The organism is Actinoplanes sp. NPDC048791, assembly GCF_040650095.1.
Classification (GTDB): domain Bacteria; phylum Actinomycetota; class Actinomycetes; order Mycobacteriales; family Micromonosporaceae; genus Actinoplanes.
In genome coordinates this window covers 1-13527 of record NZ_JBEZGQ010000123.1, presented here as the reverse complement: position 1 = coordinate 13527, position 13527 = coordinate 1, and the positions used below count along the sequence as shown (strand labels likewise).

Sequence of the window (13527 nt, the reverse complement as noted above, 5' to 3'; positions counted from 1 at the left end):
GAAGGATGATGCCTTGACCTTGTTCGACGATGCCGTTGAGACGCTCGGCCGCTGGGACGCCACCTCCGAGGCGGCCGACCTGGCGCGCAAGCGCACCCTCGAGCTGCTCACCGCCGGCCCGGTCGCGATGACCCGCGCGCACCGGCCGGGCCATGTCACCGCCAGCGTGCTCATCGTCGACGAGCAGCGCCGCGTGTTGCTCTGCCTGCACGGGCGTCTCGGCATGTGGATGCAGGTCGGCGGCCACTGCGAGGCCACCGACGGCACGCTGGCGCAGGCCGCGCTGCGGGAGGCGACCGAGGAGTCCGGCATCGCCGGGTTGCGGCTGGACCCGGAGCCGATCGACGTCGACATCCACCCGGTGACGTGCGCGCCGGCCACCGGCGAGCCGGCCGGGCCGACCCACCACTACGACGTGCGGTTCGTCGCCGTCTGCCCGCCGGGTGCGGTCGAGCAGATCAGCGACGAGTCGGCCGACCTGGCCTGGTTCACGGCCGACGACCTGCCCAGCCCCCTGGCCGACGGTGTCGTCCAGCAGCTGGCACCGGCGTTCGCCCGGCTGCCGCAGAGCTAGATGTAGTGCAGTTCGCCCTTGTTGCGCAGGTCGTCGACCAGGGACTTCACTTCCTGGGCGCGGTCGCGCGGGCAGACCAGGACCGCGTCGGGAGTGTCCACGATGATCAGGTCGCGGACGCCCAGCGCGGCCACCAGCCGGCCCGAGTTCGGGACCACGACCAGGTTCTCCGTCTCGCGCAGCAACACCGACTGCTTACCCGACGGGTCCTGGCCGACGACCACGTTGCCCGCGCTGTCCGCCGTCAGCACCTCGCCGAGGGTGTGGAAGTCGCCGACGTCGTTCCAGCCGAAGTCGCCCGGGACCGTGCCGACCCGGCCGACCGCGGCCGCGCCTTCCATCACCGCGTAGTCCACCGAGATGCGGGGCAGGGTCGGCCAGGCCTCACCCAGGACCTCCTCGCGGGACGGTGAGTCCCAGGCCTGGGCGATCCGGGCGATGCCGGCGTGCAGCTGCGGCTGCTGACGGGCCAGCTCGGCCAGGAAGACGTCGACCCGCCAGACGAACATGCCCGCGTTCCACAGGTAGTTGCCGGACTTCACGTAGCTCTCGGCCACGTCGTACGAGGGCTTCTCCTTGAACTCCTCGACCGCCAGCACCGAACCCTCGCCGACCGGGCCGCCGCACTGGACGTAGCCGTAGCCGGTCTCCGGGCGTGTCGGGGTGATGCCGAGGGTCATCAGCAGACCCTGCCGGGCCCCGGCCATCGCCTGCTCGATCACCTCGATGAAGCGGGGGCCGTCCGCGATGAGGTGGTCGGCGGCGAACGAGCCCATCAGGGCCTCCGGCTCGCGGCGGGCGATCACCGCTGCCGCGAGGGCGATGGCCGCGCAGGAGTCGCGGGGGGACGGCTCGACGATGATGTTCTCGACCGGGACCGCGACGAGCTGGCGGGACACCTCGGCCGCGTGCGCGACGCCGGTCACCACCAGCACCTTGTCCGGGGCGGCCAGCGGGGCCAGCCGCTCGACCGTCGCCTGGAGCAGCGAGGCGTCCGTACCGGTCAGCGGGTGCAGGAACTTGGGGTGACCGGCCCGCGAGAGCGGCCATAGACGAGTACCACTGCCACCTGCGGGAATGACGGCGTACAGGGCGCCCTGGTTCTCACTCATGCGCACGGAGTGTAACGAGCGCAGGTTACCGTTGGGCGCCAAGTGTCACGCCGCCACCCTGTTCCAGGTCGCGACGTGCACCTCGGCGCTGGTCGACCAGTTGAATTCCTTGGCCCGGTCGAAGCCCGCCTTGGCCAGGGTGAGCCGGCGGGGCTCGTCGTGCAGCAGGTCGGCGAGGTCCTCGGCGATCCGGTCCGGGTCCTCGGTCGTGTACGCCACCGCGTCGCCGCCGACCTCCGGCAGGGACAGCCGCGGCGTGGTGAGCACCGGCGTGGCGCAGGCCATCGCCTCGAGGATGGGCAGACCGAAACCCTCGCCGAAGGACGGGTAGCAGGCCACCAGCGCGCCGCCGAGGAAGCCCGGCAGGTCCGCGTACCGCAGATAGCCGGGGCGCAGCAGGCGCAGGTGCGACGGCACCTCGGCCACCGCCCGGTCGATGTCGTCGTCGTGGCCCTGGCCACCGGCGATGACCAGCGCCGGCGGGTGCGGCCAGTCGGCGACCGCGCGGGCCCAGCCGCGGATCAGGTTGGGCACGTTCTTGCGGGGCTCCTTGGCGCCGAGGAAGGCGACGTAGCCGGCGTCCGTGAGGCCCAGCCGGGCGCGGACCCGGGCCTTCTCCTCCTCGGTCGGCGCGTGGAACGCGGTGTGGTCGACGCCGTGGTACGCCACGTCGATGTGCGTGGGGTCGGCATCGAGCAGGCGGATCAGCTCGTCGCGGGTCGCCTTGCTGGGCACGATCACCCGGGCGGCCCGGCGCAGCGAGGTCTTGATGGCGCTGCGGAAGAACGTCCGCTTGGTGTTGTCGTAATGCTCCGGTTCGGTGAAGAACGTCGCGTCGTGCACAGTCACCGTGACCGGGCAACCGGCCCGCAGCGGACATGTGTAGAAGGGCGAGTGCAGCACCTTGGCCCCGACCTGCTGGGCCAGCAGCGGCAGACCGGTCTGCTCCCAGGCCAGCCGGGCCGGGCGGTGTGCGACGGCGGACGGGCCGGCGATGACCTCGGCGCCGGTGAGCATCCGGGAGTAACGCTCCGCATCCGAACGCTGAGCGACGACGGCCAGGTCGACCCGCTCCGGGCCGATGGTGGCGAGGGCACCCAGGAGGCCGTCGACGTATCTGCCGACACCACCCCGGTCGGCGGGGACGCTCGTGGCGTCGACGAGGACTCGGGGCGGACGACCGGCGGTCACGTGGCAACTCCTCGGGGGCTGTGGGCCAGACCACTGGCAAGGGTACGCCGCTCGATGGGTCTCGTGTCGACCGCGACACCGCCGGACTTCCGACGTTCGCGTGTCCGTCGCACGGCCGCGCCGAGCCGAGATCAAATGGTCACCCACCGTCAACGGACTATCGTCAGCACCGATGATTGACACGATTCCGGCGGCCCTCGCGGCGGCCGTGCGCCGCGACCCCACCACTCCCCTGCTGACCTGGTACGACGACGCGAGCGGGGACCGCACCGAGCTGTCCGGCGCGACGATGGACAACTGGGTCGCCAAGACCGCCAACCTGCTGGTGGACGGCGTCGGCCTGGGCTCGGGCGACTCGGTGGCCGTCCTGCTGCCGCCGCACTGGCAGACGGCCGCGGTGCTGCTCGGCGGGTGGGCGGCCGGGCTCGCCGCCGACCTGGGCCCGGACCCGCAGCCGGTGGAGGTGCTCTTCACCACACCCGGGCACGTGGAGATCGCGGCGGCCTGGTCCACCGGCGACCGGTACGCGACCGGCCTGCTCCCGCTGGCCGCCCCGCTGCGCCAGGTGCCGCCCGGCTTCATCGACTACACCGTCGAGGTCCGCGGCTTCGGCGACCGGTTCGTCGCCTCGGCCCCGGTCGGCGAGAACGACCGCGCGCTGGCCGGCCCGGTCGAGGAGAGCCACCTCTCGGTCTGCCGCACCGCCACCGAGCGCGCCGCCGAGCTGGGCATCAAGCCCGGCGACCGGGTGCTGGTCGACGCCCGCGCCTACCCCGACCCGGCCGACTGGCTGCTGGCGCCGCTCATCGCGGGGGCCAGCATCGTGCTGTGCGGCAACCTGGACCCCGCGAAGGTCGAGGCCCGGGCGCAGTCAGAGAAGGTCACGCTCCTGCTGACGTGAGGCCGCCAGCCGCTCGAAGGCGGTCAGCGACTCCGGGTTGACCAGGGCGCCCGTGGCGGCGGCCCGGTCGGCCGGGGTGCCGGTGAGGATGCGTTTCACCGGGACCTCCAGCTTCTTCGCCGACAGCGTGCGCGGCACCGCGCGTACCTGATGGATCTCGTCGGGGACGTGCCGGGGCGAGAGCGCGGCCCGCAGCTCGCCGCGGATCCGGCCGCGCAGCTCGTCGTCGAGCTCCAGGCCCTCGGTCAGCACCACGAAGAGCAGCAGCTCGTCCTGGCCGTCGGCGTCGAGGTGCACGACGACCGAGTCGACGATGCCGGGCACGTTCTCCACCACTGTGTAGAACTCGGCGGTGCCCAGCCGCACCCCGCCGCGGTTCAGCGTCGCGTCGGACCGGCCGGTGATCACGCAGGTGCCGTCCTCGGCGATGGTGATCCAGTCGCCGTGGCGCCACACGCCCGGGTAGACGTCGAAGTACGCCTCGAAGTAGCGCCGGCCGTCCGGGTCGTTCCAGAAGCCCACCGGCATGCTCGGCATCGGCGCGGTCACCACGAGCTCACCGAGCTGCCCGAGCACCGGCTTGCCGTCGGCGTCGTACGCCTCCACCCGCGCACCGAGCGCCCGGCAGGAGATGACGCCCTCGATCACCGGCAGCAGCGGGGTGCCGCCGACGAAGCCGGTGCACACGTCGGTGCCCCCGGACAGCGACTGGAGCTGCGGCCGGTCGCCCAGTGCCTCGTACACCCAGTGGAATCCCTCGGCCGGCAGCGGGGCACCGGTCGAGCCCACCCCCCGGATCGCGGTCGGCGGCGGGACGACGCCGGCCTTGCGGCACGCCATCAGGAACGGTGCGGACGTACCGAAGTAGGTGATGCCCTGCTCGGCGGCGAGCCGCCACAGCGCGCCCAGATCGGGGTGGCCCGGGTTGCCGTCGAACAGCACGATCGCCGCGCCCACCGCCGGGCCGGAGACGAGGAAGTTCCACATCATCCAGCCGGTGGTGGTGAACCAGAAGAACCGGTCGCCGGGGCCGAGGTCGTGGTGCAGGGCCAGCATCTTGAGATGCTCGAGCAGGATGCCGCCGTGGCCGTGCACGATCGGCTTGGGCAGGCCGGTGGTGCCGGAGGAGTAGAGGACGTAGAGCGGGTGGTCGAACGGGACCGCGGCGAAGGTCAGCGGGTCGTCGCCGTCCAGCCCGGCCCAGTCCCCGCCGCCATGCAGATAGCCGATCCCGATGAAGTGCTCGACGCTGGGCAGCGCGGCGCGGATCTCGGCGACCTCGGCGCGGCGGTCCACCGGCTTGTCGCCGTAGCGGTAGCCGTCGACGGCGACCAGCACCTTCGGCTCGATCTGGGTCCACCGGTCGATGACGCTGCGCGAGCCGAACTCCGGCGCGCACGAGGAGAAGACCGCGCCGAGACTGGCGGTCGCCAGCATCAGGACGTACGTCTCCGGGATGTTCGGCGCGTAGGCCGCGACCCGGTCGCCCGGGCCGACGCCGAGCCGGCGCAGCCCGGCCGCGACCCGCCGGACCTGGTCGCGCAGCTGCCGGGCGGTGAGCGTGACAGGCTCCCGGGTCTGGGAGTACGCGAGGACGACCGGATCGTCATCGGCCAGCCCCGGCATCCGCAGCACGTGCTCGGCGTAGTTGAGCGTGGCGCCGGGGAACCAGCGCGCGCCCGGCATGGTCGCGTCGGGCAGCGTCGCGGTCGGCTCGGTGTGCGCGATGACGTCGAAGTAGTCCCAGACCGCGCGCCAGAAGCCGGCGAGATCGGTGACCGACCACTGCCACAGCTCGGCATAATCGGCCGCGTCGACCCCGCGCTCGGCGCGCAGCCAGGTCAGGAACCGGCCCATCCGGGACGTCTCGAGGACGTCCGCCGGCGGGGTCCACAGCACTGTGCCCGTCGTCATGCGCTCACCTTAACCATCACTCAGCCGGTGTGGATCTGGCGTCCTGAATCGCCTTGCGGCGGGCCAGCCGGTGCTCGCGGCGGATGATCGCCTCCCGGAAGCGGCGCTCGTCCTCCGGCGACTCCGGCAGCACCGGGGGCACGGCCCGGGGATGCCCCGAGACGTCGACACCGACAAAGACCAGGTACGCGGTGGCCACGGTGAGCGGCTCCCCGCCGGCGGTGTCCCAGCGCTCCCCGGTCAGCTTCACGCCGACCTCCATCGAGGTGCTCCCGGTCCAGTTCACCTGCGCGTACGCGTGGACAAGATCACCGACCCGCACCGGCTCCACGAAGATGATCTCGTCGATGGCGGCGGTGACGGCCGTACCGCCGCTGTGCCGCGCGGCCGCCGCACCGGCCACGTCGTCGACGAACTTCATCAGCACGCCACCGTGCACCGTCCCGTACAGGTTGACGTCGGTGGCGTTCATGATCCGGCTGAGGGTGACCCGCGAGTGCGAGGTCGGCCGGCCCGCGGGTTGCTCGCTCATGGCCGACACGTTACTTCCGCACCGTTGCCGCTGACCGGTACGGTCCGGACGTGCGCCATCTGAGATCCATCCTGTATGCCCTCGTCCTCGCCCCCGCGGTCTGGATCCTCTGCGGTGTCGGCTTCGACCAGGACCTGACCGGCCGGGCCCGCGACAACGGCGGCATCGAATCGCTGTCGGGCGTGCTGCTGCTCGTGCTGGCCGGGACGGCGTACGCGATCCTGCTCTTCTCCCCGATCTCCCCGCTCGGACCGCTCCTGGCCGGCCTGGCCTTCCTCGGCGTGGGCGCCTGGGCCCGCATCGCCCCGGCGTCGTATGCCGGGGTGTGGCCGGAGAATGTGGCCTCGGACGGCTTCAACCTGAGCACGCCGGGTTACGGCCTGGCGGTGCTGCTGGCGGTGCCGCTGCTGGGGACGGCGTTGAGCGCGCGGCGGTGGCGCGGGTTCGAGCCGCCGGAGATCCTGTTCGTGGGGACGATCGGACGGGCGCGCGGGGCGGCGGCGGTGGCGGGGACGCCGATTGCTTCGGAGCGGACGGCGGTGATCCCGCAGCAGCGGGCGGGGGCGGAGTTCGTGCCGGGGTTCGGGGGGCAGTCGGCTGACGCTACGCAGGTGATCGGCAATGGGCAGACGACTGTGGCTCAGCCGACCGTGACGTTGCCGGGCGGGTCCGGGTCTCCGGTGGGCGGGCCTCTGGCGGGCGGGTCTCAGCCGGGCGGGCCTCTGGCGGGCTTCTCCCCGGCGGCCGATGGGGATGAGAAGACGACGGTTATGCGGCTCGGTCCGCAGGCTGTTCGGGAGGAGCCGACCCAGGTCGTTGCGCCGGCCGGCGAAGAGCCGACCGAAGCCGTGGCGCGAGCTGGTGACGAGCCGACGGAGACCGTGACGTCGGGTTGTGAGGAAGCTACTGCGGACGTCGCGGCCGGGGAGGACGCTACTGCGGACGTCGCGGCCGGGCAGGACGCTACTGCGGACGTCGCGGCCGCAGAGGACGCTACTGCGGACGTCACGGCCGCAGAGGACGCTACTGCGGACGTCGCGGCCAGGGAGGATGCCACCGCGGCCATTTCCGGGCCCGAGGATCCGACCAGTGCCATTCCGGCGCAGGAGCCGACCACTCGCGATCTCACTGTCGGCGAGGCTGCGGAGGACAAGACGACCCTGCTGACATTGCCGGCGAGCGACGACGGCGACGAGAAGACCCAGCTGCTGACCCTGCCCAAGGCGAACGGCCCGGCCCCGGACACGACCGACCGCGGCGAACGGACGCAGGTGATCCGGACCGGCACGGTGGAACCGCCCGGCGACCGCACCCAGTTGCTCAGCTTCCCGGCTCCCGCGGAACCCGTCACAGTGGCGACGCCGGTGGGCTCTGCGGGCGAGCAGACCTCGATCGTGGCCGCTGAGCGTCCCGATCCGGGCGAGGACCCGACGACGCGGCTGACGGCGGTGGCCAAGCAGCCCGGCGAGGCGACCACCCGGGCCAACGCGGACCGCCCCGCCACGACGATGACCAGCCTGGAACGCCCGGCCGACGAGGCCGCGGACGACACCCGGCCCCTGACGTTGCCGACCCAGCGCCCGCCGGCCGAAGGCGCGTGAGCCGCGACCGAAGCACCCACTCACACCGATAGGATGATGCGGTGACCGCCGAAGCCCTGCCGTCCAGGTACGCCGGGGCGGAAGACCGTATCCCGGCGTGGGAAGCGTTCCGTGGTCCGGACCGCGGTGTCGTTCAGCTCCCGCATCGACTCGCCTGGTCCGGACCGACGTCGTACGACGTCGGCGACGTGCGGCAGCGGCTGACTCTGTACTCCATCCTGCTCGACTGCGGCCAGAGCGCCGACATCGCGGCGTACGTGAACCGCGGCCTGCTCAGCGCCGACTGGCCGAACATGCGCAGACTGACCTCCCGTGAGCTGATCGGCATCTGGGAACGCCGGCTCCCCGCGCTCGCAGCCGCCTGACCCCGCCGTGGAAGACCTGCACCGTGAGCTGGCCCGGATCGCGTTCGCGGCCGGCGACGACCTCGGCCTGATGCTCGCCGGTGGACACGCGATCCGCGCCCACGGTCTCACCGAGCGCCCCTCCGGGGACCTGGATCTCGCCACTTCCGCGGGCATCGACCTACCGACGATCGCCGACCGCCTCGCCGAGGCCTTCCGACAGTCCGGCTTCGACGTGCACCTCATCGAGGCCAAGCCGCGAATGGCTCGGTTGCAAGTGACGCGCGGCGACGCCGTCTGCGAGGTCGACCTGCTGAAGGAAGCCGTCGGACCGCCGGCGCTGGTCGACCTCGGCCCGGTGCTCACCCTGGACGATGCCGTAGGGTTGAAGGTCCGCCCGCTCGCCGATCGCGCCCTGCACCGTGACTTCATCGACGTCCACGCGGCCGCGGTCAAAGCCGGCTACACCTGGCCCGACCTCGAACGGCTCGGCGCACGACACAGCCCCAACTGGTCCCTGGCCGAACTCGCCGACAGGCTGTCCGCCATCCACCTTCGCAACGACGTCACCTTCGCGGCGTACGGCTCACCGACGACGAGATCGACGAACTCCGCCGATGGGCACAGAGCTGGGCCGACGACATCCTGTCCCGCCTCGCCACCGATACCGGCTCGCTTGACGAGCAACCCGTAGCCGGAGGCTGGGACGCCTACCTCGGCGAATGAGCGAACGCCCAGCCGCCTTACTTACACTTCCGCGGGGAAATGTAAGTAAGGGCGGCCCGGGAGTGCGGTTTCAGTCCTTGAGGAGCTGCCGCGCCATGACGATGCGCTGGACCTGGTTCGTGCCCTCGTAGATCTGGGTGATCTTGGCGTCGCGCATCATGCGTTCCACCGGGTAGTCGCGCGTGTAGCCGTACCCGCCGAGCAGCTGGACCGCGTCAGTCGTGATCTCCATCGCCGCGTCCGAGGCGAAGCATTTCGCCGCCGCGCCGAAGTACGTCAGGTCCGCGTCGCCGCGTTCGCTCTTGCCCGCTGCCACGTACGTCAGCTGGCGCGCCGCCTCCAGCTTCATGCCCATGTCGGCCAGCATGAACTGGATGCCCTGGAAGTCGGCCACCGCCTTGCCGAACTGCTTGCGCTCCTTCACGTACCCCTTGGCGAAGTCCAGCGCGCCCTGCGCGATGCCCACCGCCTGGGCCGCGATCGTCACGCGGGTGTGGTCCAGGGTTTTCATCGCCGTCGCGAAGCCGGTGCCCTCGTCGCCGATCATCCGGTCCAGCGGGATCCGCACGTTGTCGAAGTAGACCTCGCGGGTCGGGCTGCCCTTGATGCCGAGCTTCTTCTCCGGGGCGCCGAAGCTGACGCCCTCGTCGGACTTCTCCACCACGAACGCCGAGATGCCGCGGGAGCGGGCGCTCGCGTCGGTGACCGCGAAGACCGTGTAGTACTCCGAGACGCCGGCGTTGGTGATCCAGCGCTTCACTCCGTTGAGGACCCAGTAGTCGCCGTCGCGGACCGCGCGGGTCGACATGGAGGCCGCGTCGCTGCCTGCTTCCGGCTCCGACAGGCAGTACGAGAACATGGCCTCGCCCGCCGCCACCGGGGTCAGGTAGCGCTCCTTCAGCGCCGCCGAGCCGGCCAGGATCAGCGGCATCGTGCCGAGCTTGTTGACCGCCGGGATCAGCGACGAGCTGGCGCAGGCCCGGGCGACCTCCTCGATCACGATCGCGGTGGCCAGGGCGTCCGCGCCGGCACCGCCGTATTCGACCGGGATGTGCGGGGCGTGGAAGTCCGACGACCGCAGCGCTTCGTACGAGGCCTTCGGGAACTCGCCGCTCTCGTCCGCCTCGGCCGCGTTGGGCGCCACCCGGGCGTCGCAGACCTCGCGGACGGCCGCGCGGATGGTCTCGTGGTCCTCCGGCAGCTGGTATACGTCGAAATCAGGCATGGTTGTGGCCCTCTCCTCTGCGGCTCCGGCCTATGTTACCGACGCGTAGGGTATGCGCACTATCCTTCCGGACGGCGCGCTGATCGTGGTAGCGGTGCCATGAGAAGGTGAATGCCACGTTTCGGCGCGGGTCCCCCTCCTGCGCCCCATGTGAGTGGAGTTTCCCCCCGTGACCATCCCGTACCCGACCCACCCGGCCGTGCCCGCGTTCGCCGAGGTCGAGCCGTCCTCCGGCGCAGCCCGCCCCCGGCTGGCCTTCCTCGGCACCGGGTACCTCGGCGCGACGTACGCCATCTGTTTCGCCGAGCTCGGCTATGAGGTCCTCGGTTTCGACGTCGACGAGGCCAAGATCGCCAAGCTCGCCGCCGGGCAGGTGCCGTTCCACGAGGCCGGCCTCGACGAGCTGCTGCGCACCAACCTGGCCTCGGGCCGGCTCAGCTTCACCACCTCGTACGAGGAGGTCGCCGCCTTCGCCGACGTGCACTTCATCTGCGTCGGCACCCCGCAGCGCGGTGACGGCATGGGCGCCGACCTGTCGTACGTCGAGACGTCGGTGACCAATCTCGTCCGGCACCTGAACCGCCGGGTCCTGATCGTCGGCAAGTCCACGGTCCCGGTCGGCACCGCCGAGTGGATCGAGCAGCTGGTGGCCAAGCACACCGACCCGGAGCTGGGCATCGAGGTGGCCTGGTCGCCGGAGTTCCTGCAGGAGGGCTTCGCCGTCGAGGACGTGCTGCGCCCCAACCGCATCGTCGTCGGCGTCAAGTCCGACTGGGCCAACGGCATGCTGTACGCCGCGCACAAGGGCGTCTTCGACCTGGCCGCCACCGAGGACCGTGAGGTGCCCCTGGTGGTCACCGACTTCGCCACCGCCGAGCTGGTCAAGGTGGCCGCGAACGCGTTCCTGGCCACCAAGATCAGCTTCATCAACGCGATGGCCGAGGTCTGCGAGGTCGCCGGCGGCGACGTCACCCAGCTCGCCCGGGCCATCGGCTACGACCCCCGCATCGGCAACCGCTTCCTGCAGGCCGGCGTCGGCTTCGGCGGCGGCTGCCTGCCCAAGGACATCCGCGCGTTCCAGGCCCGCGCCCAGGAGCTCGGCGCCGGCGAGGCCCTGCGCTTCCTGCACGAGGTCGACCTGATCAACCTGCGCCGTCGCAGCAAGGTGCTCCAGCTCGCCGCCGAGCTGCTCGACCGCCGTTCCGGCCCGGCCGGCCCGGACCTGTCCGGCACCCGGATCGCCGTGCTCGGTGCCGCCTTCAAACCCAACTCTGACGACGTACGCGATGCGCCGTCGCTCGCCGTGGCCGCCGCGCTGGCCAAGGCGGGTGCCGACGTTCGCGTCTACGACCCGCAGGGCATGGAGAACGCGCGCCTGGCCCAGCCGGCCCTCACCTACGAGAGCTCGATGGCCGACGCGGTGGCCGGCGCCGAGCTGGTGTGCGTTCTCACGGAGTGGGCCGAGTTCCGCAACGCCGACCCGCACGTGCTCGGCGAGCTGGTCGCCGGCAAGCGGGTCATCGACGGCCGGAACTGCCTGGACGCGGTGCTCTGGGCCCGCGCGGGCTGGGCGTACCGGGGCATGGGAAGGCCCGCGCCGACCCTCTGAGACAGACCGAATTGGGCTAACGGCCGCGAACCTGTCGGGTTCGCGGCCGTTTCCATTGATCTCGACCCGCCTGAGACTGTTCTAATGAGGTGTCGGTTGCTTCGGTGGACGGGTCGAGGAGGTGCCGGTGGCGCAGGCTAAGGAGCCGGACGGCTACGACGAGGAGCTCGCCCGCATCGAGGCCTCGATCGCGGATCTCAAGATCCGTGACATGGCCGCCGCCAAGGAACGCACGCAGATCGCCTATCTCACCCGGGTGATGCGCCGGCATCTGCAGACCACGCCCGCAGCGGTACGCCGCGACGGTTGAACGAGCCATCGTTTCGTGCAGCGACGCGATGGTTCTGTGCAGGAAACGACGGCGCAACCGTGGGAGGTTCGCACCATGACGTCCTTCGCGTACACGTCCGGCCCGGCCCGGGTGGTGTTCGGGCCCGGGGTGCTGGACCAGTTGCCGGAGGAGGTGCGCCGCCTCGGCCGCAGCCGGGTGCTGGTGGTCTCCGGCGCGGGCACGGCCGACGCCGCCGCGCGGGCTGCCGCGAGCCTCGGTCCGCTGCTCGCCGGGCACTTCGCCGGCGCCGCGATGCACACCCCGGTCGATGTCACCCGGGAGGCGCTGGAGCTGGCCCGCGGCCTCGACGCGGACTGCCTGGTCTCGGTGGGCGGCGGCTCGGCCACCGGGCTGGGCAAGGCGCTGTCGGTGCGCACCGGGCTGCCGCAGATCGCCGTGCCCAGCACGTACGCCGGTTCGGAGGTCACCCCGGTGCTCGGCGAGACCGATGAGACCGGCAAGACCACCCGCTCGGCGCCGGAGATCCTCCCCGAGACCGTCCTGTACGACGTGCGGCTGACTCTCGGCCTGCCGGTGCCGCTGTCGGTCACCAGCGGGGTCAACGCGATGGCGCACGCGGTGGAGGCGCTCTACTCCCCGGACGCGAACCCGGCGACCGGCGCGCTGGCGCAACGGGCGATCACGCTGCTGGCCCGTGCGCTGCCCGGCATCGTCGCCGATCCCGGTGATCTCGGGGCCCGGTCGGACGCCCTCACCGGGGCCTGGCTGGCCGGCATCTGCCTGGGCACCGTACGGATGGGGCTGCACCACAAGCTCTGCCACCTGCTCGGCGGCTCGTACGGGCTGCCGCACGCGCCCACCCACACGGTCATGTTGCCGCAGGTCATGGCCCACCAGGCGGCGGCCGCCCCGGAGGCGATGCGGGTGGTGGCCGAGGCGCTCAACGTCCGCGACGCCCCCTCCGGCCTGTACGACCTGATCACCTCGTGGGGCGGCCCTACCTCACTGCGCGAGCTGGGCATGGCCGCCGGTGACCTGGACGAGGCGGCGCGACGGGTGGACGCCGACGGGGTCCGGGCACTGCTCGGGGCCGCGTACGAGGGCATCCGCCCGCCCGGACCCGCCGCCGTGCCGGACTTCAGCGCCCTGACCGGCCAGGTCCTGGCCAGTTTCGCCGCGACTCCCGATCCGCGGGTCCGCACCCTGGTCACCGACCTGGTCCGGGTCCTGCACGACTACACCAACCGCAACGACCTCAGCCAGCAGGAGTGGGAGTACGCCGTCGACTTCCTCACCCGCACCGGCCAGCTCTGCTCGCCCACCCGCCAGGAGTTCGTGCTGCTCTCCGACACTCTCGGCGTGTCGAGCATGGTCGATCTGCTGAGCAACTCGCGCACCCCGCAGACCACCCCGTCGGCCGTGCTCGGGCCGTTCTACGTGCCCGGGCCGCCGCCGGAGCCGCTCGGCGCGGACATCGCCGGCGGCCTGCCCGGCACGCCGCTGTGG

General features: G+C 71.8%; 13 protein-coding genes. 8 read left to right on the top strand and 5 right to left on the bottom strand.

The features are described from left to right. Window positions 1–13 precede the first annotated feature (13 nt). Entirely contained in the window at window positions 14–574 is a 561-nt protein-coding gene (locus AB0C29_RS12385) for an NUDIX hydrolase (RefSeq protein WP_360819091.1), read from the top strand. On the opposite strand, the gene AB0C29_RS12380 is transcribed toward AB0C29_RS12385, so the two are convergent. Both AB0C29_RS12380 and AB0C29_RS12375 read right to left on the bottom strand, forming a co-directional pair. Next, on the bottom strand, window positions 571–1686 hold the full coding sequence (locus AB0C29_RS12380; protein ID WP_360819088.1) for a sugar phosphate nucleotidyltransferase: 1116 nt from the start codon (window positions 1684–1686) through the stop codon (window positions 571–573). The genes AB0C29_RS12385 and AB0C29_RS12380 overlap by 4 nt on opposite strands. A 45-nt stretch (window positions 1687–1731) precedes the next feature. Then, the gene (locus AB0C29_RS12375) at window positions 1732–2877 is read right to left on the bottom strand and encodes a glycosyltransferase family 1 protein (protein ID WP_360555843.1); all 1146 of its coding nucleotides are present in this window, start codon (window positions 2875–2877) and stop codon (window positions 1732–1734) included. A gap of 172 nt (window positions 2878–3049) precedes the next feature. On the opposite strand from AB0C29_RS12375, the gene AB0C29_RS12370 reads away from it, so the two are divergent. Further along, window positions 3050–3778, top strand: coding sequence for a TIGR03089 family protein (locus AB0C29_RS12370; RefSeq protein WP_360819085.1), 729 nt, complete (start codon window positions 3050–3052; stop codon window positions 3776–3778). On the opposite strand, the gene AB0C29_RS12365 is transcribed toward AB0C29_RS12370, so the two are convergent. Further along, window positions 3749–5692 (bottom strand): acetoacetate--CoA ligase, encoded by a 1944-nt coding sequence (locus AB0C29_RS12365; protein WP_360819082.1) that lies wholly within the window; start codon window positions 5690–5692, stop codon window positions 3749–3751. The genes AB0C29_RS12370 and AB0C29_RS12365 overlap by 30 nt on opposite strands. Window positions 5693–5708: 16 nt before the next feature. Further along, window positions 5709–6224: an acyl-CoA thioesterase gene (locus AB0C29_RS12360; protein WP_360819079.1), complete on the bottom strand. Its 516-nt coding sequence runs from the start codon at window positions 6222–6224 to the stop codon at window positions 5709–5711. Between the two features lie 50 nt (window positions 6225–6274). On the opposite strand from AB0C29_RS12360, the gene AB0C29_RS12355 reads away from it, so the two are divergent. The 3 genes from AB0C29_RS12355 to AB0C29_RS12345 are packed head-to-tail and all read left to right on the top strand — an operon-like array spanning window position 6275 to window position 8863. Further along, complete coding sequence (locus AB0C29_RS12355; protein ID WP_360819076.1) at window positions 6275–7825, top strand: hypothetical protein; 1551 nt, start codon at window positions 6275–6277, stop codon at window positions 7823–7825. Between the two features lie 41 nt (window positions 7826–7866). Then, a complete protein-coding gene (locus AB0C29_RS12350; protein WP_360819073.1) occupies window positions 7867–8190 on the top strand; it encodes a hypothetical protein in 324 nt (107 codons plus the stop codon). 7 nt (window positions 8191–8197) lie between these two features. Next, complete coding sequence (locus tag AB0C29_RS12345; protein ID WP_360819070.1) at window positions 8198–8863, top strand: nucleotidyl transferase AbiEii/AbiGii toxin family protein; 666 nt, start codon at window positions 8198–8200, stop codon at window positions 8861–8863. 102 nt (window positions 8864–8965) lie between these two features. Here the strand turns inward: AB0C29_RS12345 and AB0C29_RS12340 are convergent, their stop codons facing one another. Then, window positions 8966–10120, bottom strand: a complete 1155-nt coding sequence (locus tag AB0C29_RS12340) for an acyl-CoA dehydrogenase family protein (RefSeq protein WP_360555852.1) — start codon at window positions 10118–10120, stop codon at window positions 8966–8968. Between the two features lie 169 nt (window positions 10121–10289). Between AB0C29_RS12340 and AB0C29_RS12335 the strand changes: the two genes are divergently transcribed. From AB0C29_RS12335 to AB0C29_RS12325, 3 genes are all read left to right on the top strand, one after another. Beyond that, entirely contained in the window at window positions 10290–11729 is a 1440-nt protein-coding gene (locus AB0C29_RS12335; protein WP_360819067.1) for a UDP-glucose/GDP-mannose dehydrogenase family protein, read from the top strand. A gap of 127 nt (window positions 11730–11856) precedes the next feature. After that, window positions 11857–12039: a hypothetical protein gene (locus tag AB0C29_RS12330; protein ID WP_360819064.1), complete on the top strand. Its 183-nt coding sequence runs from the start codon at window positions 11857–11859 to the stop codon at window positions 12037–12039. Between the two features lie 75 nt (window positions 12040–12114). Next, a partial coding sequence (locus AB0C29_RS12325) for a maleylacetate reductase and hydroxyquinol 1,2-dioxygenase domain-containing protein (RefSeq protein WP_360819061.1) occupies window positions 12115–13527 on the top strand: 1413 nt, incomplete at its 3' end.